The organism is Bradyrhizobium sp. G127 (assembly GCF_021502575.1).
Lineage (GTDB): Bacteria > Pseudomonadota > Alphaproteobacteria > Rhizobiales > Xanthobacteraceae > Afipia.
Map to the genome: position 1 here is coordinate 336,782 of NZ_JAKFGN010000001.1, position 26,276 is coordinate 363,057.

General features: G+C 63.5%; 24 protein-coding genes. 1 reads left to right on the forward strand and 23 read right to left on the reverse strand.

Annotated features, from left to right (window positions below; genetic code table 11):
- Nucleotides 1-90 precede the first annotated feature (90 nt).
- From pnp to rimP, 8 genes are all read right to left on the reverse strand, one after another.
- A complete protein-coding gene (gene pnp / locus LVY71_RS01675) occupies nt 91-2,235 on the reverse strand; it encodes a polyribonucleotide nucleotidyltransferase (protein ID WP_235097567.1) in 2,145 nt (714 codons plus the stop codon).
- Between the two features lie 331 nt (nt 2,236-2,566).
- On the reverse strand, nt 2,567-2,836 hold the full coding sequence (gene rpsO, locus LVY71_RS01680) for a 30S ribosomal protein S15 (RefSeq protein WP_019199072.1): 270 nt from the start codon (nt 2,834-2,836) through the stop codon (nt 2,567-2,569).
- A 2-nt stretch (nt 2,837-2,838) separates the two neighbouring features.
- Complete coding sequence (truB, locus tag LVY71_RS01685) at nt 2,839-3,954, reverse strand: tRNA pseudouridine(55) synthase TruB (RefSeq protein ID WP_235097569.1); 1,116 nt, start codon at nt 3,952-3,954, stop codon at nt 2,839-2,841.
- The gene (gene rbfA / locus LVY71_RS01690; protein ID WP_235097571.1) at nt 3,954-4,379 is read right to left on the reverse strand and encodes a 30S ribosome-binding factor RbfA; all 426 of its coding nucleotides are present in this window, start codon (nt 4,377-4,379) and stop codon (nt 3,954-3,956) included. Before rbfA ends, truB begins: the two co-directional genes overlap by 1 nt.
- A 148-nt stretch (nt 4,380-4,527) precedes the next feature.
- The gene (infB, locus tag LVY71_RS01695; RefSeq protein ID WP_235097573.1) at nt 4,528-7,122 is read right to left on the reverse strand and encodes a translation initiation factor IF-2; all 2,595 of its coding nucleotides are present in this window, start codon (nt 7,120-7,122) and stop codon (nt 4,528-4,530) included.
- A gap of 53 nt (nt 7,123-7,175) precedes the next feature.
- A complete protein-coding gene (locus tag LVY71_RS01700) occupies nt 7,176-7,859 on the reverse strand; it encodes an RNA-binding protein (RefSeq protein ID WP_235097575.1) in 684 nt (227 codons plus the stop codon).
- A gap of 64 nt (nt 7,860-7,923) precedes the next feature.
- Nucleotides 7,924-9,528 (reverse strand): transcription termination factor NusA, encoded by a 1,605-nt coding sequence (nusA, locus tag LVY71_RS01705; RefSeq protein WP_235097577.1) that lies wholly within the window; start codon nt 9,526-9,528, stop codon nt 7,924-7,926.
- Between the two features lie 3 nt (nt 9,529-9,531).
- The gene (rimP, locus tag LVY71_RS01710; protein WP_235097579.1) at nt 9,532-10,302 is read right to left on the reverse strand and encodes a ribosome maturation factor RimP; all 771 of its coding nucleotides are present in this window, start codon (nt 10,300-10,302) and stop codon (nt 9,532-9,534) included.
- Between the two features lie 422 nt (nt 10,303-10,724).
- On the opposite strand from rimP, the gene LVY71_RS01715 reads away from it, so the two are divergent.
- Nucleotides 10,725-11,819 (forward strand): DUF2336 domain-containing protein, encoded by a 1,095-nt coding sequence (locus LVY71_RS01715; protein ID WP_235097581.1) that lies wholly within the window; start codon nt 10,725-10,727, stop codon nt 11,817-11,819.
- Here LVY71_RS01715 and trmB read toward each other — a convergent pair.
- From trmB to murJ, 15 genes are all read right to left on the reverse strand, one after another.
- Complete coding sequence (gene trmB / locus LVY71_RS01720; RefSeq protein ID WP_235097584.1) at nt 11,816-12,541, reverse strand: tRNA (guanosine(46)-N7)-methyltransferase TrmB; 726 nt, start codon at nt 12,539-12,541, stop codon at nt 11,816-11,818. The two genes, LVY71_RS01715 and trmB, sit on opposite strands and share 4 nt — an antisense overlap.
- A 68-nt stretch (nt 12,542-12,609) precedes the next feature.
- Complete coding sequence (locus tag LVY71_RS01725) at nt 12,610-13,023, reverse strand: helix-turn-helix domain-containing protein (RefSeq protein WP_235097587.1); 414 nt, start codon at nt 13,021-13,023, stop codon at nt 12,610-12,612.
- A 245-nt stretch (nt 13,024-13,268) separates the two neighbouring features.
- Complete coding sequence (lnt, locus tag LVY71_RS01730) at nt 13,269-14,876, reverse strand: apolipoprotein N-acyltransferase (RefSeq protein ID WP_235097588.1); 1,608 nt, start codon at nt 14,874-14,876, stop codon at nt 13,269-13,271.
- Nucleotides 14,873-15,994, reverse strand: a complete 1,122-nt coding sequence (locus LVY71_RS01735; RefSeq protein ID WP_235097590.1) for a hemolysin family protein — start codon at nt 15,992-15,994, stop codon at nt 14,873-14,875. The genes lnt and LVY71_RS01735 overlap by 4 nt, the downstream gene beginning before the upstream one ends.
- Nucleotides 15,995-16,504 (reverse strand): rRNA maturation RNase YbeY, encoded by a 510-nt coding sequence (gene ybeY, locus LVY71_RS01740; protein WP_235099983.1) that lies wholly within the window; start codon nt 16,502-16,504, stop codon nt 15,995-15,997. It abuts the gene before it with no gap.
- Nucleotides 16,505-16,580: 76 nt separating this feature from the next.
- A complete protein-coding gene (locus tag LVY71_RS01745; protein ID WP_235097592.1) occupies nt 16,581-17,636 on the reverse strand; it encodes a PhoH family protein in 1,056 nt (351 codons plus the stop codon).
- 4 nt (nt 17,637-17,640) lie between these two features.
- Nucleotides 17,641-19,071, reverse strand: coding sequence for a tRNA (N6-isopentenyl adenosine(37)-C2)-methylthiotransferase MiaB (miaB, locus tag LVY71_RS01750; protein ID WP_235097594.1), 1,431 nt, complete (start codon nt 19,069-19,071; stop codon nt 17,641-17,643).
- 172 nt (nt 19,072-19,243) lie between these two features.
- A complete protein-coding gene (locus LVY71_RS01755; RefSeq protein ID WP_235097596.1) occupies nt 19,244-19,942 on the reverse strand; it encodes an HAD family hydrolase in 699 nt (232 codons plus the stop codon).
- On the reverse strand, nt 19,939-20,403 hold the full coding sequence (locus tag LVY71_RS01760) for a Fur family transcriptional regulator (RefSeq protein ID WP_235097597.1): 465 nt from the start codon (nt 20,401-20,403) through the stop codon (nt 19,939-19,941). The genes LVY71_RS01755 and LVY71_RS01760 overlap by 4 nt, the downstream gene beginning before the upstream one ends.
- Nucleotides 20,404-20,607: 204 nt before the next feature.
- Nucleotides 20,608-21,111, reverse strand: a complete 504-nt coding sequence (gene rimI, locus LVY71_RS01765) for a ribosomal protein S18-alanine N-acetyltransferase (protein ID WP_235097600.1) — start codon at nt 21,109-21,111, stop codon at nt 20,608-20,610.
- 2 nt (nt 21,112-21,113) lie between these two features.
- Nucleotides 21,114-21,803, reverse strand: a complete 690-nt coding sequence (tsaB, locus tag LVY71_RS01770; protein ID WP_235097602.1) for a tRNA (adenosine(37)-N6)-threonylcarbamoyltransferase complex dimerization subunit type 1 TsaB — start codon at nt 21,801-21,803, stop codon at nt 21,114-21,116.
- A 180-nt stretch (nt 21,804-21,983) separates the two neighbouring features.
- Complete coding sequence (locus LVY71_RS01775; RefSeq protein WP_235097604.1) at nt 21,984-22,556, reverse strand: NifU family protein; 573 nt, start codon at nt 22,554-22,556, stop codon at nt 21,984-21,986.
- A gap of 260 nt (nt 22,557-22,816) precedes the next feature.
- Nucleotides 22,817-23,311 carry a universal stress protein gene (locus LVY71_RS01780; RefSeq protein WP_235097606.1) on the reverse strand — a complete coding sequence of 165 codons (495 nt, stop codon included), beginning with the start codon at nt 23,309-23,311 and terminating at the stop codon, nt 22,817-22,819.
- A gap of 152 nt (nt 23,312-23,463) precedes the next feature.
- Nucleotides 23,464-24,501 (reverse strand): tryptophan--tRNA ligase, encoded by a 1,038-nt coding sequence (gene trpS, locus LVY71_RS01785; RefSeq protein ID WP_235097609.1) that lies wholly within the window; start codon nt 24,499-24,501, stop codon nt 23,464-23,466.
- Nucleotides 24,502-24,630: 129 nt separating this feature from the next.
- Nucleotides 24,631-26,187: a murein biosynthesis integral membrane protein MurJ gene (murJ, locus tag LVY71_RS01790; protein ID WP_235097611.1), complete on the reverse strand. Its 1,557-nt coding sequence runs from the start codon at nt 26,185-26,187 to the stop codon at nt 24,631-24,633.
- Nucleotides 26,188-26,276 lie beyond the last annotated feature (89 nt).

The following is a 26,276-nucleotide window of genomic DNA, read 5'->3' on the forward strand; positions in this document are numbered from 1 at the left end:
CCGCCGGCTCAATCCGGTTTCGCGTTATACCCCCATAACGAAAAGGGGCGGCAAAATGCCGCCCCTTAGGTAACACATTATTTTGAAAGCTTACTCCGCTGCGGAGACGCCTTCGGCCTTCTGCTTGGCTTCCAGATCTTCGCCGGTCTCCTGATCGACGACCTTCATCGACAGGCGCACCTTGCCGCGATCGTCGAGACCGAGCAGCTTGACCTTGACCTTGTCGCCTTCCTTGACGACGTCGGAGCTCTTCTGCACGCGGTTGGACGCGAGCTGGCTGATGTGAACGAGGCCGTCCTTCGGGCCGAAGAAGTTCACGAACGCGCCGAACTCCATCACCTTCACGACAGTGCCGTCATAGATCTGGCCGACTTCCGGATCGGAGGTGATCGACTTGATCCACTTGATCGCGGCGCGGATCGACTCGCCGTTGGCGGAAGCCACCTTCACGGTGCCGTCGTCCTCGATGTTGATCTTGGCGCCGGTCTTTTCCACGATTTCGCGGATTACCTTGCCGCCGGTGCCGATCACGTCGCGGATCTTGTCGGTCGGGATCTGCAGCACCTCGATGCGCGGCGCATGTTCGCCGAGCTCGGCGCGGGCGTTGGTGAGCGCCTTCGCCATTTCGCCGAGGATATGGATGCGTCCGTCCTTCGCCTGGGCGAGGGCCTGCTTCATGATCCCTTCGGTGATGCCGGCGATCTTGATGTCCATCTGCAACGACGTGATGCCGGTCTCAGTGCCGGCCACCTTGAAGTCCATGTCGCCGAGATGATCCTCGTCGCCGAGAATGTCGGACAGAACCGCGAAACGTTCGCCCTCCAGGATGAGGCCCATCGCGATGCCCGCGGTCGGCCGCTTCAGCGGAACGCCCGCATCCATCAGCGCCAGCGAAGCGCCGCAAACCGACGCCATCGACGATGAGCCGTTCGACTCGGTGATCTCCGAGACGACGCGCAGCGTGTACGGGAATTCGTGCGGCGCCGGGAGCACCGGATGCAGCGCGCGCCAGGCGAGCTTGCCGTGGCCGATTTCGCGACGCTTGGTGCCGCCGAGGCGGCCGGTCTCGCCGACCGAGTAGGGAGGGAAGTTGTAATGGAGCAGGAAGCGCTCCTTGTAGGTTCCCGACAGCGAGTCGATGTACTGCTCGTCTTCGCCGGTGCCGAGGGTGGTGACCACCAGCGCCTGGGTTTCACCGCGGGTGAACAGCGCCGAACCGTGGGCGCGCGGCAGCACGCCGACTTCGGCGACGATCGGGCGGACAGTGCTCAGGTCGCGGCCGTCGATGCGCCGGCCGGTGTCGAGAATGTTCCAGCGCACGATCTTGGCTTCGACTTCCTTGAACACGTCGAGGACGCGCAGCTTCTCGTAACGTTCTTCGACGCCGTCCTTGAAGAAATGCTCAAGCAGCTTCTGCTTGACCGCGCCGACCGCGGCGTAGCGGTCCTGCTTGACGGCGATGCCGTAGGCCTTGCGCAGGTCCTGCTCGACGATGCCGAGAATTTCCTTCTCAAGGTCTGCGTTGACGGTGGTGACGAGCTCGCGCGGCTCCTTGGCGGCCTTTTCAGCCAGTTCGATGATCGCCTTGATCACCGGCTGGAAGTGCTTGTGGCCGAACATCACGGCGCCGAGCATGATGTCTTCGTTCAGTTCCTTGGCTTCCGATTCCACCATCAGCACGGCGGTTGCGGTGCCGGCGACGACGAGATCGAGATTGGTGTCGGCCATCTCGTCGAGGGTCGGATTGAGGACGTACTCGTCGTTGATGAAACCGACGCGCGCGGCGCCGATCGGGCCCATGAACGGCACGCCGGAGATCGTCAGCGCGGCGGACGATGCGACCAGCGCCAGAATGTCCGGATCGTTTTCCATGTCATGGGACAGCACGGTGACGATGACCTGGGTTTCGTTGCGCCAGCCGTCGGCGAACAGCGGACGGATCGGGCGGTCGATCAGGCGGGAAACCAGCGTTTCCTTTTCGGTCGGACGGCCTTCGCGTTTGAAGTAGCCGCCGGGAATGCGGCCGGCTGCGTAGGTCTTTTCCTGATAGTCGACGGTGAGCGGCAGGAAGTCGACGCCTTCACGCGGCGACTTGGCGGCGACGACGGTGGCGAGCACGATGGTCTCGCCATAGGTCGCGACGACAGCGCCGTCGGCCTGACGGGCGATCTTGCCGGTCTCCAGCTTGAGCGGACGCCCGCCCCAGTCGATTTCGACTGAATGAGATTTAAACATTGGATCGTTCTTTCATGGGTTTACGAAAGAACGGACGCCTGAAATACAAAAACCATGCGCAAGATTGCGGGACGCTGATCGCGCGAACATATCGCGTCAGCGTCCGGCGATCCTGCCATGGTTCTTGAATTTCGAATGGCGTCCATCCTTCCGATGGTACGGGCGATTTCGAAAATATCGGCCCGTGCGACGGGCCGTTGCCCGTCTTCGCCCAGCCGCCGGATTGCTGCTGGACACGCCGCGTGGACTTTTCGATTTGTCCGCGCGTTGGTCGACGCATGATCTGTCCGGATCATGCAAAAACGCGCGCAGTGATGCGCGCGTGCTTCCGTCAGCGACGGATGTTGTGCTTCTCGAGAAGCGACTTGTAGCGCGCCTCGTCCTTCCGCTTCACATAGTCGAGAAGCGAACGGCGCGTGGACACCAGCTTCAACAGGCCGCGGCGGGAATGGTTGTCCTTGCCATGGGTCTTGAAGTGCTCGGTGAGGTTGGCGATGCGTTCCGACAGGATCGCGACCTGAACCTCAGGCGAACCGGTGTCGCCGGTCTTGGTTGCATTCTTCTTGATGACTTCCGCTTTGCGTTCTGCGGCAATCGACATCGTCAAACACCTTCTTTGCGAACCGGACTGGCAGTCAGTCCGTTCAGGTTGAACACGCGCTTGGGGATGAGTTCGCCATTGCCAAGTTCGGCGAGGGCCAGAAGCCTTCCTCCGACGGTGACATAGACTGTGCCGTTTGAAATTGGCGCATCCCGTCCGCGCAACAAAACCGCCTGGCCCCTGTGGAGCCTTGCGGCATCAGCCCGTGTGACGGCCAGTGCCGGGATGTCGTCCAGCGCGGTCTCAACGGGCAAAAGCGCGTCGGCGAGGCTGCCCTCGCCAGACGCGGCTCTATCGCACAAAGCCTCCAGATCTGCCAGCGGAATCATGTCTTCTTCAGTGAAAGGGCCGCACAGCGTGCGCCGGAGCGCGCAGATATGGCCAAAACACCCCAGAATCCGGCCCATATCGCGGGCCAGGGCCCGGACATAGGTGCCCTTGCCGCACTCGGCCTCAAACACCGAACGGTCGTTATCCAGTTGTTCCACAAGGGTTAATTCGTGAATCTCGACCGGGCGGGGGGCCAGCGCTACGACTTCGCCATCGCGGGCGAGGTCATAGGCCCGCTCGCCCTGGATCTTGATGGCGGAATATTGCGGCGGGGTCTGTTCGATGGTTCCCGTGAACTGCGGCAGCAGCGCCCGGATTGCCTCGGGCGTCGGCCGATTGGGGCTGGACTGGGTGACGCGGCCCTCGGTGTCGTCGGTGTCGCGTTCTTCGCCCCAGCACACCGTGAAGCGATAGCGCTTGCGGCCATCCATCACGAAGGGAACCGTCTTGGTGGCTTCGCCGAGCGCGATGGGCAATCCGCCGGAGGCCAGCGGATCGAGAGTGCCGGCATGGCCCGCGCGCTTGGCATTGAACAGACGCTTGAGCACGGCGACCGCGTGGGTCGAGGTCATGCCGACCGGCTTGTCGAGGCACACCCAGCCGTGAACGTCACGGCGGTCGCGTTTCTGCTGGCCGCCCTGGCGCGGTGGCTTGCCGCCCTGCTGCTGGCGCGGATCGTTCGGCCGCGCGCCGCCCGTTGCAGAAACATCGGAAAATTTATTTTCGGCAGGCGCATTCGAATCGGCGATTTGCGGTTCGATCACGCTGTCTGGAGTGGTCACATTCATCAGTCTTGGTCCGAATCTGTCTTGAGGTCTTTTTGAACCGCGGGTGTTCTCAGTAATTTCTCGATCCGTTCTGCTTCGTCGAATCGTTCGTCAACGCGGAAGCGAAGATCAGGCGCAAATTTTAAGTTAACGCGATGCGCGACTTCGCCGCGGAGGAACTTCTTGTTGCGCTCGAGCGCCGCGATCACGTCGTCGATGCCGCGTCCGCCGAGCGGCATCACGTAGATGGTCGCGAGTTTCAGGTCGGGCGACATCCGCACTTCCGGCACCGTGATGATGTGGCCTTCGAGCGCGGGATCGTGCACGCCGCCCTGCGTGAGAATATCCGCGATGGCGTGGCGGATGATTTCGCCGACGCGCAACTGGCGCTGCGAGGCGCCGGTCGTACCGCCGCGCGGGTCGCTGTCCTTCTTGCGAGTTGCCATGATGGTCCTTGCCGAAAATTAATTCGTCATGGCCGGGCTTGTCCCGGCCATCCACGTCCTTGCTGTGAAACTTAGAGAAGACGTGGATGCCCGCGACAAGCGCGGGCATGACGTCCCGTATTATTCAGCGCGCCTGTAAGACTTGGACTTACAAGGAGCGCTGAATGGTCTCCACGCGATAACACTCGATAACGTCGCCGACGCGCATGTCCTGATAGTTCTCGAATGCCATGCCGCATTCCTGACCGGACTGCACTTCCTTCACTTCGTCCTTGAAGCGCTTCAGCGTCGAGAGTTTGCCTTCGTGCACGACCACGTTGTCGCGGATCAGGCGCACATTCGCGCCGCGTTCCACGCTTCCGTCGGTGACGCGGCAGCCCGCGATCTTGCCGACCTTCGAAATGTTGAACACTTCGAGGATCTGGGCGTTGCCGAGCATGGTTTCGCGCAGGGTCGGCGCGAGCAGGCCGGACATCGCCTTCTTCACGTCATCCACGAGATCGTAGATGATGTTGTAGTAGCGGATCTCGATGCCGTTGCGCTTGGCGAGCGCGGCCGCTTCCTTGTTGGCGCGCACGCTGAAGCCGATGATGGCGGCGTTGAAACCTTCCGCCAGCGTAACGTCGGATTCCGAGATGCCGCCGACGCCCGCATGAAGGATGCGCGCGGCGACTTCGTCGGTGCCGAGCTTCTCCAGCGATCCCAGAATGGCTTCGAGCGAACCCTGCACGTCGGCCTTGATGACCAGCGGGAAGTCCTTGCGGCCCGTGGTCTTGAGCTGGCTCATCATCTGCTCGAGCGAACCGCGCATGCCGGAGGAGGCTGCGGTCTTCTCGCGCTTCTGATGGGCGCGATAATCCGTGACCTGACGGGCGCGGGCTTCGTTCTCGACCACGGCAAGGCGATCGCCGGCTTCCGGCGGGCCGTTGAAGCCGAGCACTTCGACCGGCACCGAAGGGCCGGCTTCCTGCACGGTTTCGCCCTGATCGTTGATCAGCGCGCGGACACGGCCCATTTCGGCGCCGGCCACGATGATGTCGCCGACCCTGAGCGTGCCGCGCTGAACCAGCACGGTGGCCACCGGACCGCGGCCGCGATCGAGCTTGGCTTCGATCACGGTGCCTTCGGCCGGACGGTCCGGATTGGTCTTCAGGTCGAGTAGATCGGCCTGCAGCGCAATCATTTCCAGGAGCTTGTCGAGGTTGGTCTTGTTCTTCGCGGACACTTCCACGTCGACCACTTCGCCGCCGAAGGATTCGACCTGCACTTCATGCTGCAGCAGTTCGGTGCGCACGCGCTCCGGCTTGGCGTCCGGCTTGTCGATCTTGTTGATCGCCACGATCATCGGAACGCCCGCCGCCTTGGCGTGGTTGATGGCTTCGATGGTCTGCGGCATGACGCCGTCGTCGGCCGCCACCACGAGGATGACGATGTCGGTGACCTTGGCGCCGCGGGCGCGCATCGCGGTGAACGCGGCGTGGCCGGGGGTGTCGATGAAGGTGATCTTCTTGCCGCTCTCCGGCGAGGTGACCTGATAGGCGCCGATATGCTGGGTGATGCCGCCGGCTTCGCCGCTGACAACGTTGGCGTGGCGCAGCGCGTCGAGCAGCGAGGTCTTGCCGTGGTCGACGTGGCCCATCACGGTGACGACCGGCGGACGCGGCGTGGTATCCGAGGCATGATCCTCGGCGACGTCGAACAGGCCTTCTTCCACGTCAGACGCGGCAACGCGCTTGACGGTGTGGCCCATTTCCTCGGCGATCAGCTGCGCGGTATCGGCATCGATCACGTCGGTGATCTTGTGCATCGCGCCCTGCTTCATCAGCAGGCGGATCACGTCCACCGCGCGTTCGGTCATGCGGTTGGCGAGTTCCTGGATGGTGATGGCTTCCGGAATCGTGACTTCGCGGATCAGCTTTTCCTTCGGCTCGTTGGACGCATGGCCCTTGAGGCGCTGGGTGCGGCGGCGGAACGAGGCGATCGAGCGCTCGCGCACTTCGTCGGCGTTCAGCGCGGTGGAGAGGGTCAGGCGGCCGCGCTGCTTGGCGGGCGCAGGCTTGGCGGTGGGTTTGGCCGCGACCACAGGCCGCGCAACGCCGCCACCGGGGCGGCGAACCATGCGCGGCGCTTCATCATCGTCGGAGCCGTCGGCCGCCACGGCCGCAGGCCGGGCAGGGGTGCTCGGCGCTTTCGCGGGAGAGGCGGCTGCCTTGGCGGCGGCTTCGGTGCGCTTGTTGGCTTCACGCTCGGCGCGGGCCTTGGCTTCTTCCTCGGCGCGATGGCGTTCTTCCTCGGCCTTCTTGCGGGCTTCGGCGGCTTCGCGCTCCTGCTGTTCCTTGAATTCCTTGGTGTTGCGGCGGGCGGCTTCTGCTTCGGCGGCGCGGCGCTCTTCTTCCTCGCGCACGCGCGCGTCGGCAAGCGCGCTGGCGCGCGCGCTCTGTTCGTCTTCGGTCAGCGTGCGCAGCACGACGCCCGATGTGCGCGAGGCCGGACGTGCGGGCTCGGGGCGCGGCGCAGCCTTCACCGGCGCGACAGGAGCGGCCGGCGCGGAAACCGGCGCTTCAGCCGCAGGCGCGGGATCGCCGGCAAGGCGTCGCTTGGTCTTCTTCTCGACCACCACCTGCTTGGTGCGGCCGTGACTGAAACTCTGGCGCACCACGCCGGTCTCTGTGCGCGGTTTCAGCGACAGAGTTTTCGTACCGACGCTCAGCGGTTTGTCGCCAGGATTTTTCGTATCAGCCATTCAACAGTCCCAATCTCGTTCGTTGCTCGCATGCCGGCCGTGCCGGCGATGCTCTAAATCGTCTTGTCCGTCCCGCCGCTGTTGCCGCCGCCGGTCATCCGGAATCGGGTGAGCGTCTGGCAACGCGCGAGGAAGGTTTTGCCTGCCGAGCCCGCGAGCAGGGCAGCATGTACCACATTTGCCCGCCCGAGTGCCAAATCCAATTCATCGCTGCTCAGGACGCTGACAATGGGCAAATCCACTGATTCCGCGGCGTTTTCCCGCATGATGGCGGCCAGTTTGGCATTCAGCTTGCGAATTCCGTCCGGCGCGCCGTCGGTGGCGTGAATCAGGGCGACAGCCTGCCGCCCTTCGATCGCGCTTTCGACCTTGGAGAACCCCGACACCACCTGGCCCGCCTTTGCGGCCATGGCGAGGGCCTCGGCCACACTCCGGACCATCATCCGCTCGACATCGTCGGCCAGTGTCCTGGACACGTGGACGTCGCGCTTGAAACTCTTTGCGAAAACATTGCGCCGGGCGGCTTCCGCAACCGCGGCGTGGGACAGCGAGACCCACAATCCGCGTCCGGGCAGCTTGCGCTTCAGATCCGGGACCGGCTCGCCGGCGGGCGAGACGACGAAGCGGATCAGATCGTCGATCCCCGCGACTTGCCGCGTGACCGCGCACATCCGCTCGGTCCCGGACTTGGTCCGGGGCCCGTGGTCGAGATCTGCTGGATCAGCAATGGCAAGCATGCGCGGGGCATTTCCTTTAACTCTTGATGAGCATGATGTTGTCCGAAGACCGCGTCATTCTCGTTCAAGCCGGATTTTCTTCGGAAGCGGGCGCTTCCTCGGATTTCTTGGCGAGATCGGCTTCGGTGATCCAGCCGGCGGTGACGCGCGCCTGCATGATCAGGGCTTCGGCGTCCTCGCGCGAGATCTCGTTCGCATCGAGAATGCCCGGATGCTTGGTTGTCTCGCCGTCCTTGCGTTCCACCCAACCCACGAGGTCGTCGGTGGCGCAGCCCGCGAGATCCTCGACGGTCTTGATATCGTTCTCGCCGAACTTGACCAGCATCTTCGAGGTCACGCCCGGCACGGTTGTTAAAGCGTCTTCCACGCCCAGTTCCTTTCGCTTTGCTTCGAGTTCGGACTCGAGCTGTTCAAGATATTCCCGGGCACGGCTCTGCAGCTCGTTGGCGGTTTCCTCATCGAAGCCCTCGATGCTGGTGAGTTCCCGCGGGTCCACCAGCGCCAGATCCTCGACCGAACCGAATCCCTCGGACGCCAGCAACTGGCCGACGACTTCATCGACGTTGAGGGCTTCCATGAAGACGCGGGTGGAGTTCTCGAAGTCGGCCTGACGGCGTTCCGATTCTTCCTGCTCGGTCAGAATGTCGATATCCCAGCCGGTGAGCTGCGAGGCCAGACGGACGTTCTGGCCGCGGCGGCCGATCGCAAGGGATAATTGGGTATCGGGCACCACGACTTCAATGCGTTCGCGGTCTTCGTCGATGACGACTTTCGCGACTTCGGCGGGGGCCAGCGCGTTGACCACGAAGGTGGCGATGTCCGGCGACCACGGAATGATGTCGATCTTCTCGCCCTGCAACTCATTGACCACGGCCTGCACGCGCGAGCCGCGCATGCCGACGCAGGCGCCGACCGGATCGACCGAGGAATCGCGGGAAATTACGCCGATCTTGGCGCGCGAACCCGGATCGCGGGCCACCGCCTTGATCTCGACGATGCCGTCGTAGATTTCCGGAACTTCCTGCGCGAACAGCTTCGCCATGAACTGCGGATGGGTGCGGGAAAGAAAGATCTGCGGCCCGCGGGTTTCGCGGCGGACGTCGAAGATATACGAGCGCACGCGGTCGCCGTTGCGGAATACTTCGCGCGGCAGCATTTCATCGCGCCGCACGATGGCTTCGCCGCGGCCCAGATCGACAATGACGCTGCCGTATTCGACGCGCTTGACCACGCCGTTGACGATCTCGCCGATGCGGTCCTTGAATTCCTGATACTGCCGGTCGCGCTCGGCCTCGCGCACCTTCTGCACGATCACCTGCTTGGCGCTCTGCGCGGCGATGCGGCCGTATTCCAGCGGCGGCAGCGTGTCGGCGATGGTGTCGCCGATCTGCGCGCCGGGATTGGCGCGCTGCGCGTCCTTCAGGGAAATCTGGTTGGCGGAATTCTCGACCAGCTCGACCACCAGCATGTGGCGGGTGAGCTGCAACTGGCCGGTCTTGGGATGAATCTCGGCATGCACGTCGGTTTCGCTGCCGTAGCGGGCGCGGGCGGCTTTCGCGATGGCGTCTTCCATCGCCGCGATCACGATTCCGCGGTCGATCGACTTTTCGCGCGCGACGGCGTCGGCGATCTGCAGCAGTTCGAGTTTATTGGCGCTGACAGCGGCCATGACTTACTCTCCTTCGTGGTGGTCCGATGTGCCTGCGCGCTTTTTCTTTTCAGCGGCGAGGCGGTGTTCCTTGGTATTGGTGGGTTTCGGCTTGGGTTTCGGCTTGGGCTTGAAACTCTTGGAAATCGGCAGTTCGGCCCGCGCCTTCTTGGCGTGCTCCGGCGGCGGCGGCGCGAGGCCGAGTTCTTCCTTGATCTCGCGCGCGGCCGATTTGCCCCGGCGCATCGATTCCGCGATCAACTCATCGGTCAGAACCAGGTTGGCGCTCGCAATGTCTTCCATCGTCAGGATCACAAGCGGGTCCTGGTCGGCGCGCACGTCGTCGCGGATGATCCTGATGCCGTTGCCTTCGACGCCGTCGAGCTTGCCGCGGAACCGTTTGCGGCCTTCATGCAGCACGGCCATCTCGATTTTCACCAGATGTCCTGCGTAACGTTCGAAATCGGTACGGCGGACCAGCGGCCGGTCGATGCCAGGAGATGAAATTTCGAGGCGATAGGCGCGCTGGATCGGATCGGCGATATCCATCACCGGCGAAAGCGCCTTGGAGATCGCCTCGCAATCCTCGATCTGCATGGTGCCGTCGGGCCGCTCCGCCATGATCTGCACCGTGCAGCCGGCTTCGCCCGACACCTTGATCCGCACCAGCCGGTAGCCCATGCCTTCCAGCACCGGTGCCGCAACGGTCGCCACGCGCGCGGCGACGCCCGGCTCGACCACAAGGCGCGGTTCGGCAAGCAGCTCGGCATCAAAGGCGTCGTTGGAAGCGGTCATGTCCAGGATCGAAAGCACTCTTGCGGTTGGCGGTCCGGCCGCGACATGCGGCGCGTGTCATGAGGTAATAAAAAAGAGCGGGTCCCGCGGGGCCCACTCTCCTACATGCGCGTATGAGAATTTATCAGTTGCCGCGGATATAGACGTTTTTGGCCTGTGCGGCAAGGCCTTCCGCGCTCCCGGCCGCCGATTGCGCGGCCGGCTTTTCAGGACAGGCAGCGGCCTAATTCGTTGAAACGGCAGCGATGCCGTGCCGGCCATCGGCATTTTGGCGGCCGGAGGCCTCTTTTCGGCCGCTACCGTCCAAAGCGAGCTTTCCGGCTAACCGTTCATTCACCCGGCAGGCCTAGGGTTCCATGGCTCCCCGGAGGAGCCATGGCGCACCGGTAAACCGCCGCGGCCAGCGATGATCTGAGAAACGAATGGCAACGGCCTTTTCCCTGATTCCGGAACTTGACGACATCGTCAAGCACGGCACCCCCGAGAGGCGGGCGGAAGCGATCGAGCGGATTTCGGACCTGTTCCTGCAAGGGGCGGCGAATTTCGAGACCCAGCATGTCGCGCTGTTCGACGATATTCTGGTCGGTCTGGTGCCGGCGACGGAGGTCGAGACCCGCGCCGATCTGGCGGAGCGGCTGGCGACGATGGACAACGCGCCGCCGACGCTGGTGAAGCAACTGGCGCGCGAAAACGAAATCAAGATCGCAGGTCCCATTTTGAGCAAGTCGCCGCTGCTCGATGATCCGACGTTGGTCGATATTGCACAGGGCAAGGGCCAGGAACATCTGGCGGCAATTTCCGGACGACCCACGCTCTCGCCGTCGGTGACCGATGTGATCGTCCGCCGCGGCGACCGCAACGTGGTGCGCAGTGTGGCGGCCAATGCCGGCGCGCAGTTTTCCGATGACGGCTATTCGGGGCTGGTGAACCGCGCCACCGACGACGGCATGCTGGCGGTCACCGTCGGCCAGCGCGAGGATCTTCCGGCGGCTTCGCTGAAGCAGTTGCTGTCGAAGTCGGTCGACATCGTCCGCCGCCGTCTGCTTGAGGCTGCGAAGCCGAAGCAGAAGGCCGCGATCCATCAGGCGATCAACGAGATTTCCGGCGCGCCGAAGACGCCGCAGCCGCAGGCCCGCGATTTCGAACCCGCACAGCGCGCCGTCATGGCTTTGCGCAATGCCGGCGGACTTAACGAAGCGGCGCTACTCGACTTCGCCAGGCAGCACAAATACGAGGAAACGATTGCGGCGTTCGCGGCGCTGACCAGCATGCGGCTGTCGGTGGTTCATCAACTGGTGCAGGGCGATCGCTACGATCCCGTTCTGCTGCTCGCAAAATCAATCGGGCTGGCATGGTCCACCGTGCGCGCGCTGGTGGTGCTGCGGCTCGGACCGGGGCGGGTTCCCGGCGGTCCGGACATTGAAGATGCGCGCCTCAATTACGAGCGGCTGTCTCCTGCAACGGCCCAGCGCGTTCTGGCCTTCTGGCGCACCCGCGACAAGAACCTGCCGGACTAGGAATTCAGCCGTCTGAAAATCAGGTACGCCGCCTTGCGTCCTTCGCGTGCGGCCTTCTTGCCGTATCGCGTCATGGTGTAGCGCGGCCACGGCAGGCGCCAGTCGTCGGCGCGTTCCGCGGTCCACAGGAAATCCCGCGCGCGTTGCATGTGCATCAGCGTCCACGCGCAATAATCGTCGATGTCGCAGACGAAGCGGAACTCGCCGTCCGGTTTGAGAATGCGCGACATTTCGGAAATCGTCGCGTCCTGCACGAAGCGGCGCTTCCAGTGCCGCCGCTTCGGCCACGGATCGGGATGGATCAGATCGATGCGCGCCAGACTCGACGGCTTCGCCCATGCCAGAAGCTCGGCGGCGTCGCCCGCGAACAGACGGATGTTCGTGATGTTGTGCGCCTCGATCTGCGCAAGGATTTTCGCCATGCCGTTGACGTAAGGCTCGCAGCCGATGAAGCCGGTGTTCGGAAATGCGAGCGCTTCGGCAATCAGATGTTCGCCGCCGCCGAAACCGATTTCGAGACGCAACTCATCGATGGGTGAATCGAACAGCGATCCCGGATCGGATGCGTTGGCGTATTCGAGATCGAGCGCAAGATGCGGCAGCAGGTTGTCGATCAGGTCGGCCTGATGGTTGCGAAGCTTGTGGCCCTTGCGTCGTCCGAAAAATGATCCGTGGCCGTGCTCGGCCGTTTTGCGCAAGGGCGCGGAGTCATTGTCTGGCATGGGTCTTTACTCTTGCCGGTCGCAGCCGCGTCGCGATGGCCTTGCCGATCGTGCGTCGCGCGGGGAATTTAGCTTGCGTCGGATTCGCGCGACGCCATCTGCTCGACAAGCTCCACGATGCTGCGGCGAAGTTTGGCGTCGGTGATGCGCGTGAAAGCCCGGGTCAGCGCCAGCCCCTCGGAGGTCGCGAGAAAATCCGAAACGTAAGCAGGCGATTGCGCCTCGCTGAAACCCGCCAGTGCATTGGGGCCTGCAGGTCCGCCTTCGAACAGGAATGAGACCGGCACCTGAAGGATTTCGGAAATCTGCTGGAGACGGCTTGCACCGATCCGGTTGGTTCCCTTCTCGTATTTCTGCACCTGCTGGAATGTCAGGCCAAGCGACTCGCCGAGTTTTTCCTGGCTCATCCCGAGCATGATCCGCCGCATGCGCACGCGGCTGCCCACATACTTGTCGACGGGATTGGGCGCTTTGGTCGTCATCTGCTGGAGCCGCCTATTCCTGTAAATTGGATGCAGTACGAACGCGGATATTAAATCAAGGCTTCGGAATACGCTGCCGGCGATAACATCGTCAAATGCCTGCCCGGCGAATGCTGCATAATCTGCGTTAAACCTTGTGGCGGCATTCGGGCGGCACCTCTCGATACTTGCATTATACCGGATGAGATTGTTCGCTGAATCGCATAATAGTGCAATAGTGCAAGTCACTTCAAAACAGCTACGCGCTAAAAAGCTTTTGGTTTCGCGCGCCGTCTGGTCATGAAGATGAACGCTATCGCCACCGCGATCGCCGCCGGTGCATCCTGCACGCGCGAGAAAGTCGTATTTTGCAGGGGTTTCGGCAATGCGGAGTCGAGTACGCCTTCGCTGCCGAGATCGAGCCGTGCGACGATCCGCCCGAGCGGATCGATCACAGCCGAGATGCCGGTGTTCGCAGCGCGTACAACCGGCAAGCCTTCTTCGATCGCTCTGACCCGTGCCTGCTGCAAGTGCTGGTAGGGACCGGTTGAAATGCCGAACCAGCCATCGTTGGTCAGATTGATGATCCAGCCGGGACGATCGTCGCGCGGCACAATGTCGCCGGGAAAAATCGCCTCGTAGCAGATCAGCGGCAGCACGCGCGGCGCATTCGGCAGCGCCATCGTCCGCCGCCGGTCGCCGGGAATAAATCCGCCGCGCATCTTTGTGATCTGCACGAAGCCGAGTTTTTCCATCGCGGATTGAAACGGTAGATACTCGCCGAAGGGCACCAGATGCAGCTTGTCATAGATCGACAGGATCGTGCCGTCGTGATCGATGACGTAGATCGAATTATAGGCGCGCGTCACTTGGGTCCCGGCGGGCTGATCTGGCGGCCGGACAGCGCCGGTAATCAGCACCGTTCCCTGCGGAAGAAGGCCCGCGATCTGCGCCATGGCGTCGGCTTCGCGCGCGAGGAAAAACGGAAACGCGGATTCCGGCCAGATCAGAATCGTCGCGTCGCGCACGCCGCTCGATTGCGGGCCGGTCGCGCGATCGGATAGCGACAGGTATTTCTCCATCACCATCCGCCGCGCGGCGTAATTGAATTTCACGTCCTGCTGCAGGTTCGGCTGCATCAGCCGCAGCTTGACCTTGTCGACGAACTGCGTCGGCTCGCTCGCCAGACGGGCTGCGCCATAGACGCCCATCGCGGCGAGAACGCAAAGAGAGAGCGTAATCGCAAGCCACGGACGGCGCGTGATCTGGCGGTCGTCGATCAATGTGGCGGGACTCGCGAAGACACAAACGGCGATAAATGTCAGGCCCCACAGGCCGACCAGCGAAGCGGTCTGCGCGAGCGCCAGCGGTTCGGTCAGCGCATAGCCGAGCGTGTTCCACGGAAAGCCGGTCAGGATATGTCCGCGCAGCCATTCGCTGACCGTGAGCGCGCTCGCGAGACTGAGAATCCGGAACGCATCCGCCGTCCAGATCAGGCGCGCCAGCGCAAAGCCGAACGCCATGAACAGCGCGAGCAGCGCGGGCAGCCCCATCACCGCAAACGGCAGCAGCCAGGCGAATGTGTCCGCATCGACCAGGAATGCGTAGCCCACCCAGTAAAGCCCCGCGACGAAATAGCCGAAGCCGAACCACCAGCCGCTCAGTGCGGCGGCGGGAATGCCGCCGAGACGTCCTGCGCCCGCGCCGTCGATCAGCCAGACCATGACCGGGATTGTCAGAAACAGGATCGGCCACGCGTTGAACGGCGCCATCGCCAGCGCCGAGAGCGCTCCCGCGATCAGCGCCAGCAACGTGCGTTTCCATCCCCATGACAGGATGATGCCGGAGGCGATGGCACGAAGTGTCGTCCTCATCCTCTGGCAGCGCCGTCGTTGGACGAAGCCGGGTTGCCCGGATCGGTCACCGGGGCTTGTCCGGCATCGTTCGCAGCCTCGCGCCGCCGCGTCTCGCGATGGCGCAGGTTGGAGCGGTCCTTGTGCGTGCCGATGCGCACGCGCTTGACGCGGCGCGGATCGGCGTCGAGCACTTCGATCTCGAAATCGCCAGGCCCGGAAATGATCTCGCCGCGCACCGGCAGGCGGCCGACCTGCGTGACCAGATAGCCGCCGAGCGTATCGACATCCTCGCCGGCTTCGCCGGTGTCGAAGGCCTCGCCCACCACCGACGTCACGTCCTCGATACTTGCGCGCGCGTCGGCGATGAAGGACCCGTCGGATTGTCTGACCACGGAAGGCGTTTCGTCGCTGTCATGCTCGTCGTCGATTTCGCCGACCACCTGTTCGACGATGTCCTCGATTGACACCAGGCCGTCGGTGCCGCCGTATTCGTCCACCACCAGCGCGAGGTGAATGCGGGTCGCCTGCATCTGCGCCAGAAGATCGATCGCGGGCATCGACGGGGGAACATAGATCAGCTTGCGCATGATGTCGGCGTCGGAGAGCTTCATGCGCAGGTCCACCGCGCGCAGATCGAGCCCGGCGGGGAATGGCTTCTTGCGCTTGGCGTTGATTTCGTCCGGGACCTTCGCCTTCGCGGTGATGAACGCAAGCAGATCGCGGATATGGACGAAGCCTTCGGGGTCGTCGAGCGTGTCGTTGTAGACCACGAGGCGCGAATGGGCCGCGCTTTCGAACAAGCTCATCAGTTCGCCGAGAGATATGTCCCGCTTGACCGCGACGATGTCGCCGCGCGGCACCATGACGTCGGCGATGCGCCGCTCGTGCAGGCCCAGGATATTGCGCAGCATGGTGCGCTCGACGGTGGTGAAGCTGGTCTCGTCGGGCGCGGTGGCGTCGAGCACCACCTGCAGATCGGCGCGCGCCGATCCGGCCTTCCATCCGAACAGCGAACGCAGGGCGCGCATCAGCCACAGTTCGGACGACGGGCGCAGCACCTCGCCGTGGTGCACCGGCACCGGAAGGTTGCCGTGGGATTGCGGCGCGTCGGATTTGTCCGTGTCGGAGTCTGGCACCTAAGTCACCTGATCGTCGTGCGCATACGGATCGGGAATCCCGAGCTGCGCAAGAATATCGCGTTCGAGACCTTCCATGATCTCGGCGTCGTCGTCGTTCTCGTGATCGTAGCCGACCAGATGCAGGAAGCCGTGAACCGCCAGATGGCTGAGGTGATGATCGAACGGCTTGTGTTCGGTGTCGGCCTCAGAGCGCGTGGTCTCATAGGCGATCGCGATGTCGCCCAGCATCCGCGGCGCGTCGTCGTCATCCTTGGCGCCTTCCGGCTGCAGCGCCGGGAACGACAGCACGTTGGTCGGCTTGTCGATGCCGCGCCAGTTCTTGTTCAGCGTGCGGATGCCGGCGTCGTCGGTCAGCATGATCGCAAGTTCCGCACCGGCGGTGTCGGCGTCGACCATCGCGGCGGCGGCCTCAACGGCGCGATGGATCGCGCTCTCCGCGCCGCTCTCGCGGTGCCAGCAGTCAGCCGTGACTAGAATCTCGGTCGCGGGAATGTCGGCGGGCGTCATGATGAAAGATCTTAGTTCGCTGAACGGGTGTTCGATGGTGTCGGTCGGCTCGGTTGGTGTCATCGATAGCAATACATCAGGGCTTGCCGGCGCCGTTCTGCTTCGGCGTGCCTTCGTAGGCAGCGACGATCCGCGCCACCAGCTCGTGGCGGATCACGTCCTGCGCGGTGAATTTCACCTGCGCGATGCCCTCGACGCCGTCGAGCAGCTTGGCGGCTTCCGCCAGACCGGACGGTTGGCCGTTGGGCAGATCGACCTGGCTCGGATCGCCGGTGATAATCATGCGGCTGTTCTCGCCCAATCGCGTCAGGAACATCTTCATCTGCATCGATGTGGTGTTCTGCGCCTCGTCGAGGATGATCGCCGCGTTGGCGAGCGTGCGGCCGCGCATGAAGGCCAGCGGCGCGATTTCGATTTCGCCGCTTTGCAGTCCGCGTTCGACCACGCGCGAATCCATCAGGTCGTACAGCGCGTCGTAGATCGGCCGCAGGTAAGGATCGACCTTCTCGCGCATGTCGCCCGGCAAAAAGCCCAGCCGTTCGCCGGCCTCAACCGCCGGACGTGACAGGATGATGCGGTCGACTTCCTTGCGCTCGAACAGCTGACAGGCCTGCGCCACCGCAAGCCAGGTCTTGCCGGTGCCGGCGGGACCGATACCGAAAACAAGCTCGTGGCGCTTCAGCGCGCGGATGTAGGAATCCTGCGCGGCGGTGCGGGCGCGTACCGGGCGCTTGCGCAGGTTGATTTCCTCGAATTGCGATTTTGCCGCCTTCGGATCGAACTCGAACAGCGACCCCTGCGCGATGACGGCGCGGATCGCGCCTTCGACATCGCCCTGCGCAACGTCCTGACTGCGCGTGGCCTGTTCGTAGAGCATTTCGAGCACGCGCCGCGCGGCGTCGCAGCCGTCGCGCGATCCGGCCACCGTGATGTGATTGCCGCGCGAGTCGGCAACCACGCCGAGTCGGCGTTCGATCAGGGCGAGGTTCTGTCCATAGGGACCGACCAGAGCCGACGCCGCGCCGTTGTCGTCGAAGGCGACGACGATCTGGGCTTCGTGCGGGGATTGAACGTCTCGGTCGTGCTTGCGGCCTGGGGCGAGGGTCGGCGAATCCGCTGCGCTTTTTGGCAAGGGTTCAGGCTCCGGTGGTCATGGCGGTCGGGGACGTGTCGGCTGACGGTGCAAGCGGCGAGACGTGAGAAGGCGCGGCGAGGGCGCCGATCAGGCTGTAACGCTCGAGGCTGTCGACGGCGACGGGCAGCACCTGGCCGATGATGTCGGGAGAAGCCATGACATGGGCGGGCTGCAGATAAGCCGTGCGTCCGACGATTTGGCCGGGATTGCGCGCCGCGCGTTCGAACAGCACATCGACCGTCTTGCCGATCGCCGCCGCATTGAAAGCGGCCTGCTGGCTGTCGATCAACTCCTGGAGCCGCGCCAATCGCTCGTCCATCACCGCTGTCTTGACCGGAGCTGTCGTGACCGTCTCCTGCATGTCCGCGGCCGGCGTTCCGGGCCGGGGCGAATACTTGAACGAATAAGCGCCAGCGTAACTGATTTGTGTGACCAGCGCGAGTGTTGCCGAAAAGTCTTTCTCGGTTTCTCCCGGGAAACCGACGATAAAATCCGATGAAAATGCAATGTCTTCGCGGACCTTGCGGAACCGCTCGACGGTGCGGACATAATCCGCGGCGGTGTGCTTGCGGTTCATCGCCTCCAGAATACGGTCGGAGCCGGATTGCACCGGCAGATGCACGAAGGGCATCACGGCTGGAATATCGCGATGCGCCTCGATCAATGCATCGTCGACATCGCGCGGATGGCTGGTCGAGTAGCGCAGGCGGACGATGCCGGGAATGGCGGCGAGGCGATGCAGCAGCCGGCCGAGCGACCACGGCTGGCCGTCGGAACCTGCGCCATGAAACGCATTGACGTTCTGGCCGATCAGCGTGATCTCGCGCACGCCGTTGTCCGCAAGACGCTGCACGTCATCGACGATGCGCGCGACCGGGCGCGATACTTCCATGCCGCGCGTATAGGGCACCACGCAGAAGGTGCAGAACTTGTCGCAGCCTTCCTGCACGGTGACGAACGAGGAAATGCCGCGCGCGCGGATCATCGCCGGCTTCGGATCGGGCAACGCCGCGAACTTGTCCTCGACGGGAAATTCCGTTTCGATGGCGCGGCCGTCGGCCTTCGCTTTCGCCAGCAGTTGCGGCAGGTGATGATAGCTCTGCGGTCCGACCACCACATCGACCACCGGCGCGCGGCGGATGATCTCGCTGCCTTCGGCCTGCGCGACGCAGCCGGCAACAGCGATCCGCATCTCACGGCCGTTGCGCGCGGCTTCATCCTTGGCGGTGCGCAGCCGTCCGAGTTCTGAATAGACTTTCTCGGATGCCTTCTCGCGGATGTGGCAGGTGTTGAGGATCACGAGATCGGCGTCGTCGACGCTGGCGGTTTCGACGAACCCCTCGGGCGCCAGCGTGTCCACCATGCGCTGCGCATCGTAGACGTTCATCTGACAGCCGTAGGACTTGATGTGCAGCTTGCGCGGCGGAGTCATCGAAACCTTGCAGTTCAGCGGCCCCGGTTCGGCCGCTCCAAAATGTCATGTGGCGCGTATTCTGGTCGCAGAACCGGTATCCACTTCTGCGGAACACGCGCTGCGCTTCAAATATAGATAAAGAGCGCCGAAATCCAGCGACCGGGCCGCCTCCGGGACGCTCAAAAACGGTCTAAATGGCTGTTATTTCATCGCGATTGAGGCTTTGCGCGATGAGATCCGGCAAAGCCCGCATATCGTTGAACGTCGCATTTGCGCCTGCGGCGCGCAGCGCAACGGATGTGGCGGGCCGGCAGTGACTGCCGCCGTGGAAGCCAAGCACGGTCATTCCGGCGGCGCGGGCGGCCGTCACGCCGGGCACGCTGTCCTCGATGACGAGGCATCGCGCCGGCGGCGTATTCATCTGTGCTGCGGCAAACAGAAACAGATCGGGCGCGGGCTTGCCGCGATCGACCTGCATCGCGGAGAACAGATGCGGCGTGAAGTGGCCGAGCAATCCGGCGGTGCCGAGGCTCCTGCGAATCCGCGTCGGTGTGCCCGACGATGCCACGCAGATGCGCGGCGACAATCCGGCCAGTGCGTCGGCGATATAGGGAATGGGTTGCAGCTTTTCGTCGAACACGCGGTCGATCGTTGCCTTCAACTGCGCGGTATAGGCGTCGGGCAAGGTGCGGCCGAGTTCGCGCTCGACTTCCAGCCGCGCCTCGCGCGCCGAACGTCCGAGAAAGCGGTCATGCACCTGCTCGGCGGAGATCGGGTAGCCGTGCTGGGTCAGCACTTCGGCATGAACCACGCAGGCCAGCGCTTCGCTGTCGACGAGCACGCCGTCGCAGTCGAAGATCACGAGATCGCAAGGGGACGAGGTGGTCAAGTCTTGTCGTCGTCCCTAGTCTTTTCGTCTAACGGCACGCAATACAGCTCCAGCCGGTGATCGACCAGCTTGAAGCCGAGCTTGCGCGCGATTTCGGTCTGGAGCTTTTCGATTTCCTCGGAGGTGAACTCGATCACCGTGCCGTCGCGCAGGTTGATGAGATGATCGTGATGACTCTCGGGCACCTGCTCGTAGCGGGCGCGGCCCTCGCGGAAATCATGGCGCTCGATGATGCCGGCGTCCTCGAACAGCTTGACGGTGCGATACACCGTCGAGATCGAGATCTTGTCGTCGACCGCGACGCAGCGCCGGTAGAGTTCCTCGACGTCGGGATGATCGGCGGCTTCCGCCAGCACGCGCGCGATGACGCGGCGCTGCTCGGTCATCCGCATTCCCGCTGCGGCGCAGCGCTTTTCGATGTCCGTATGCTTGCCAGCAGGCATGGATTTGAGAGCGGTCATAATCGGTTCCGGTGGGTGCTAGTGTCCTGAATCCGATGTTCGCCTGCTTTTGCGGCGCACTCCATAGCGAACTTCGGATTCAAAAGGACACTAGAATCTCTAATTCCAGTGTGGTTTTGGTTCGCAAGTCCTCAAATGGACGGGCCGAGAAATGTTGCGGACTTGCGAACCACCACACTGGCGTCTTTTGCCACCGGCGCGAGCTTACAACAAGTCTCGCCGCATCACTATGGCGTTCAATTCCTGACCGCTGGAGTCCTTGTAATAGCGCTCGCGGCGGCCGACCGTGCGAAATCCGGCGCGTTCATAAAGCGCGCAGGCGGGCCGGTTGTTCTCCTCGACCTCGAGGAACACGGTTTTCAGGCCGCGCCCGGCAAGGTGTCCCAGATGCGTCCGCAGCAGGTCGCGGGAGAAGCCGCGTCCGCGATACTTCGGCGCCACGGCGACGGAGAGGATTTCCGCCTCGTCCGCCGCGGTGCGCGACACGATGAAGCCGATGATCGCTCCGCCGAGCCGAAGCCGGTGGGCGAGGGTGTTGCGCTCGATCAGGATCTGCTCGAATTCGTCGGTGCCCCAGCCGCGATGGAACGATGCCCGATGCAGCCGCGCGAGATGCGGCGCATCGCGCAGGCTGGCGGGCTCGACCACCGCGTCCGCACGCGTGAAAAGTTTTGCAAACAGTCCGGCGAGAAATGCGGGAATGCGCATGATCAGGAACGCGCCGCTGGTTGCGCGTACCCCGCCTTCGGTTTGGCGTCGGGCGGCCGCAGATAAAATGGTTTCGCCGGCGATGTGCCGGGTTCGGTCGTGGCTCCGAGCCACGCGACCCAGCCGATGTCCGGGCCGGGTTTCGGATCGACCAGCGCCGGCGCTGGGACCTGCTTCGGCCAGCGATCCGCCAGCAATTGCGCGGCATTGCCGACCATGCGCAGCGCCCCGAAACGCGCCGCCGCGAACGTGTCCTCGATCGGCGCCACCGCCGGCCGCATCAACGCCGCGCCATTGCCCGCGACAACCTGGAAATACACATGGTCATGCCGTGCATCGATCGCGGCGATAATCGGCTGCTCCTGCTTGTCGGCGACCAGCGGCGTCACATAGGCCGACAAGGTGGTGAGTCCGACGACCGGCTTGTCGGCGGCAAGGCCGATGCCGCGCGCCGCCGAAATGCCGACACGCAATCCAGTGAAGCTGCCCGGCCCCGTGGTCACCGCGATGCGGTCGAGGCCGAGATAGGGAAGACCCGAGGCCTTCATGACGCGGTCGATCAGCGGCATCAGTGCTTCGGCATGGCCGCGTTTCATCTCCAGGGTTTCCTGCGCGATCATGGTCATCGCGCCGGCGTCCAGCACGGCGGCGGCGCAGTAATCCAGCGCGGTATCGATGGCGAGAACGATCATGGAGATAGCTTTAGCAGTGATGGATACGGAAATCTTGCTTCTTCCCCTCTCCCACAAGGGGAGAGGGGAAGAAAGCAGTATTCACAGCACGCTTTAATTCACAGCACGTCGCAAATGAAAATGGCCGGGACAAGCCCGGCCATGACAATCTGAAAAATGTGAGAACGAACTGAGATAAACTCAGCCGTTCATCGGCCGGACTTCGACCACGTCCGGAATGAAGTGCTTCAAGAGGTTCTGAATGCCGTGCTTCAGCGTCGCCGTCGAGGACGGGCAGCCGGCGCAGGAGCCCTTCATGTCGAGATAGACGATGCCGTCCTTGAAGCCTCGGAAGGTGATGTCGCCGCCGTCGCTGGCGACCGCCGGGCGAATCCGCGTTTCCAGCAGATCCTTGATGATCGCGACCGTCTCGGTGTCGGCCTCGTTGAAGAACTCGTCGGCATGGGGTGCATCGCCGTCCGCCACCTGACCGTCGGCCAAGAGCGGCGCGCCCGACATATAGTGCTCCATGATGACGCCGAGGATCGCGGGCTTGAGATGCTGCCAGTCGCTGTCGTCCTTGGTGACGGTCACGAAATCGGAGCCGTAGAAAACGCCGGTGACGCCCGGCACGCCGAACAGCCGCTCGGCCAGCGGCGAGCGGGTGGCGGCGTCGCGGTCGGCGAATTCCATGGTGCCGCTGTCGAGCACGGCGCGGCCGGGAATGAACTTCAGGGTGGCGGGATTGGGGGTCGCTTCGGTCTGGATAAACATTTGATTCTCCGGCGCATCGCCGGTTCAAGGCCGGCGCGAACGGGTTAAGTGTGCGGTTCCTATAGCACAGATAGCGCCTCAAAAAGCACCATCAAGGGCGCATGAGGGGTGTTCCGAGCCGCGAACGGGGTTCCGGGTCGTCTCCGCGAAAGCGGGACCCCATACTCCCCGGCTTACTGCAGCAATCCGACGTGAATCCTGTGGTTATGGGTCCCGGCCAGCGCCGGGACGGCGCGGTGCGTGATCTAAAGTGCGTGATCTTACGACAAAGCGTCGATGTCGGTGTCGCTGAGGTTGCCGGGCACGATGGTCATCGGGACCGGGAATGTCCCCGCGGCATTTGCCAGCAGGGTGATGATCGGCCCCGGTCCCTCCGCGCCCGCGCTCGCGGCCAGCACGATCATGGCGATATCGACATCCTTGTCGATGACATCGAGGATCTGCTCGCCGGGATCGCCTTCACGGATGACGCGCTCGGGCGTAATGGCGGCAATGCCATTGGCGCGGCCCGAGGCGCGGTCGAGTGCCGCGTTCGCGGTTTCCTCGGCTTCGGCCTGCATGATTTCGGCAACGCCAAGCCATTGCTGATTGCGGTCGCCGGTATCGATGACACGCAGCATCACCACGCCGCCGCCGACGCGCATCGCCCAGCGGCTCGCATAATAAACCGCACGATCGCCTTCCGCGGTGTCGTCAACGACGACCAGACATTTCGGCTTGTGACCCTGCTCGTAACTTCGTCGCTGGCTGCTCATGCATGTCCCGGATGATGAACCGGGATCATGCTGCCACGCGCGAGGGCGCGCCGACAAGACGAGAAGAGGCTTGACGGAACCCGATTCGCGACGAGTCATCCAAGGGGCATGATCTGGTCCGAAAACCGGCTGCCACTTTTCGGGATCATGCTCTACCGCTTGCGAATGAATCCGACGATGTCCTTTACCGCGTTCATGGTCTCCGACGCGATGACGCGCGCGCGATTCGCGCCGTCAACCAGCACCGAGTCCACGTAGGCGTGATCCTGCGTCAGCTTCTTCATCTCCGCGCCGATCGGGCCGAGCTTTGCCACCGCGAGATCGACCAGCGTGGACTTGAAGCCGGAGAACTGTCCGCCGCCGAATTCGCGCAGCACGTCAGGCTTGGATCGACCGGAGAGCGCGGCGTAAATGCCAACGAGGTTGTCCGCTTCGGGGCGCGTCTTCAGGCCCTCTTCCTCGCTCGGCAGCGGCTCCGGATCGGTCTTGGCCTTGCGTACCTTCTGCGCGATCGCGTCGGCGTCATCGGACAGATTGATGCGCGAATAATCCGATGCGTCCGACTTCGACATTTTCTTGGAGCCGTCGCGCAGCGACATCACGCGCGTGGCGGGGCCGGTGATCAGCGGCTCCGGCAGCGGGAAGAATTTTTCATCGAAACTGTGCGCGCGAATCGAGTCCGAAAAATCGTTGTTGAACTTCTGCGCGATGTCGCGCGCCAGTTCGAGATGCTGCTTCTGGTCTTCGCCGACCGGCACATGGGTGGCGCGATAGACCAGAATGTCGGCGGCCATCAGGTTCGGATAAGCGTAAAGACCCACGGATGCGTTCTCGCGGTCCTTGCCGGCCTTCTCCTTGAACTGGGTCATGCGGTTGAGCCAGCCCAGCCGCGCCACGCAGTTGAACACCCAGGCGAGCTCCGCATGTTCGGAAACCTGGCTCTGGTTGAAGACGATGTGCTTCTTCGGATCGATGCCGGCGGCGATGAAAGCGGCCGTGACCTCGCGGATGTTGCGTGTCAGCTCAGTGGGGTCCTGCCAGACCGTGATGGCGTGCAGGTCCACCACGCAATAGATGCAGTTGTGGGTGTCCTGAAGTTTGACGAAGTTGACGATGGCGCCGAGATAATTGCCGAGGTGCAGATTGCCCGTCGGCTGGACGCCTGAAAACACCAGTTCTTTTGCAGCCATTTTTACTCGTTCCTGTGCCGCCGCCGCCCGGCAGCCGTCCCAAAGATGCGCGTCTTTATAGCGTTTTCGGGCGAGGTGGATACCGGTTCGCGTGAGGAAAACGTATGAAAATACCGAGTCCTGCGAGGGTTACTCACGCAAGCCGCTATCGCGCAAATTGCCGATGGCTTCGCCCCAGCTGACCACGCCGAACAGATCCAGCAACAGGCCGTAGAACGAGACCCCCGCTGCCACCAGCCCGCCGAGGATGGTGATCTCGGCTGCAAAGCCCGCATTCGCCGTCACGGGAGCCACGAAGGATTCGGCAAGGAACAGCATGGCTCCCATCGCCGCTGCGCAGGCGGCGATCCGCGGCAGCCGCCGCCGCGCCACGGCGTCGATGGAGAAGCCGAAGGTGGCGGCCCCCCGCCAGCCGAGCACGGCCGCGCAGAACCATGCGCCGAGCGAGATGCTGGCGGCGACCCCGCTTGCGCCATAGACGTGTCCGAACACCAGTCCGCAGATCACCGCGACGATGACGCCGAGGATGGTCGCCACCAGCGGCGTCCTGGTATCCTCGCGCGCAAAGAAGGCGGGCGACAGCACCTTCACCAGAACATGCGCGGGCAAGCCGAGCGCGAGAATGGAAAGCGCCTGCGCGGTGGCGGCGGTGTCCGCCGCGGTGAACGCCCCATGCTCGAACAGCACGCGGATGATCGGTTGGCTCAGGATGAAAAGGCCGAGCGTCGCCGGCAGCACGAGGCCGGTGGCAAGTTCCAGCCCGCGGGATTCCGCCTGCATCAATGCGGGCTTGTCCCCGCTGCGAATCGCGCGGGTCATTTCCGGCACCAGCACGGTGCCCATCGCTACGCCGACCATGCCGAGCGGCAATTCGATCAGACGGTTGGCGAAATAAAGCCACGACACCGCGGCGGGGGAACGGGAGGCGATGATCGCGCCGCCGACGATCAGGAATTGCGGTCCGGCGTTGGCGATCATGCCGGGAATGCCCTTGCGGAAGAAGCCGCGAATCTGCGGATCGAACGAAATCCTGATCGGCGTCGCGACGCCGTCGCGCCACGGTCTGCGCTGCACGAGGATCAGCATTTGCAGGCATCCTGCGACGCCGACCGCGCCGGCGATCACCGTGGCCGAAAACAGCGGATCGTGCCGCCACACCAGCAGCACGATGAGCACAGTAATCATGGTGATATTGAACAGCACCGGCGAAATCGCGGTCAGCATGAAGCGATGCTCGGCGTTCAGCACGCCCATCATCACGATGGACGGTCCGACGAAGGCAAAATACGGCATCATCAGCCGGGCGTCGGTGACGGCGAGTTGCAGCGTCTCCTGCCCGATGAAGCCCGGTGCAAGCGCCGAGATCACGAGCGGCATCAGCAGGCCGAGCAGGAGCGCGATGCCGATCAGAATGAGACTGACGCTGCCGAGCACCCGGCCTGCAAACGCCGAGGCGGCGATCGCGCCTTCGGTTTCGCGCACCCGCAGATAGTCCGGCACCAGCGCCGCGTTCAGCGCGCCTTCGGTGAACGAGCGCCGCGTCACGTTGATGAACTGGAACGCCACCAGAAACGCATCCGCGATCGGGCCTGCGCCGAGCAAGGCTGCGACCAGCGCGTCGCGCGTGAATCCCAGCGCGCGCGACGTCAGCGTTCCGGTGGATACGGTCAGGATATGACGGATCATCGGGCTGTTCTGCGGGTCACATGCTTGCTGGCGGACGTGGTGTCGTGATAGGTCGCCGGTTGCTCCAACGATCTGGAACTGGCGGCATT

Coding starts and splice junctions, on each gene's coding strand:
- pnp (WP_235097567.1), bottom strand. CDS start 2,235: ATGTTTAAATCTCATTCAGTCGAAATCGACTGGGGCGGGCGTCCGCTC.
- trpS (WP_235097609.1), bottom strand. CDS start 24,501: ATGGCTGCAAAAGAACTGGTGTTTTCAGGCGTCCAGCCGACGGGCAAT.
- lnt (WP_235097588.1), bottom strand. CDS start 14,876: ATGAGGACGACACTTCGTGCCATCGCCTCCGGCATCATCCTGTCATGG.
- murJ (WP_235097611.1), bottom strand. CDS start 26,187: ATGATCCGTCATATCCTGACCGTATCCACCGGAACGCTGACGTCGCGC.
- LVY71_RS01700 (WP_235097575.1), bottom strand. CDS start 7,859: ATGCTTGCCATTGCTGATCCAGCAGATCTCGACCACGGGCCCCGGACC.
- infB (WP_235097573.1), bottom strand. CDS start 7,122: ATGGCTGATACGAAAAATCCTGGCGACAAACCGCTGAGCGTCGGTACG.
- nusA (WP_235097577.1), bottom strand. CDS start 9,528: ATGGCCGCTGTCAGCGCCAATAAACTCGAACTGCTGCAGATCGCCGAC.
- rpsO (WP_019199072.1), bottom strand. CDS start 2,836: ATGTCGATTGCCGCAGAACGCAAAGCGGAAGTCATCAAGAAGAATGCA.
- truB (WP_235097569.1), bottom strand. CDS start 3,954: ATGAATGTGACCACTCCAGACAGCGTGATCGAACCGCAAATCGCCGAT.
- rimI (WP_235097600.1), bottom strand. CDS start 21,111: ATGCGCATTCCCGCATTTCTCGCCGGACTGTTTGCAAAACTTTTCACG.
- trmB (WP_235097584.1), bottom strand. CDS start 12,541: ATGCCAGACAATGACTCCGCGCCCTTGCGCAAAACGGCCGAGCACGGC.
- rimP (WP_235097579.1), bottom strand. CDS start 10,302: ATGACCGCTTCCAACGACGCCTTTGATGCCGAGCTGCTTGCCGAACCG.
- rbfA (WP_235097571.1), bottom strand. CDS start 4,379: ATGGCAACTCGCAAGAAGGACAGCGACCCGCGCGGCGGTACGACCGGC.
- LVY71_RS01780 (WP_235097606.1), bottom strand. CDS start 23,311: ATGAGCAGCCAGCGACGAAGTTACGAGCAGGGTCACAAGCCGAAATGT.
- ybeY (WP_235099983.1), bottom strand. CDS start 16,504: ATGACGCCCGCCGACATTCCCGCGACCGAGATTCTAGTCACGGCTGAC.
- LVY71_RS01725 (WP_235097587.1), bottom strand. CDS start 13,023: ATGACGACCAAAGCGCCCAATCCCGTCGACAAGTATGTGGGCAGCCGC.
- LVY71_RS01715 (WP_235097581.1), top strand. CDS start 10,725: ATGGCAACGGCCTTTTCCCTGATTCCGGAACTTGACGACATCGTCAAG.
- LVY71_RS01760 (WP_235097597.1), bottom strand. CDS start 20,403: ATGACCGCTCTCAAATCCATGCCTGCTGGCAAGCATACGGACATCGAA.
- miaB (WP_235097594.1), bottom strand. CDS start 19,071: ATGACTCCGCCGCGCAAGCTGCACATCAAGTCCTACGGCTGTCAGATG.
- tsaB (WP_235097602.1), bottom strand. CDS start 21,803: ATGATCGTTCTCGCCATCGATACCGCGCTGGATTACTGCGCCGCCGCC.
- LVY71_RS01775 (WP_235097604.1), bottom strand. CDS start 22,556: ATGTTTATCCAGACCGAAGCGACCCCCAATCCCGCCACCCTGAAGTTC.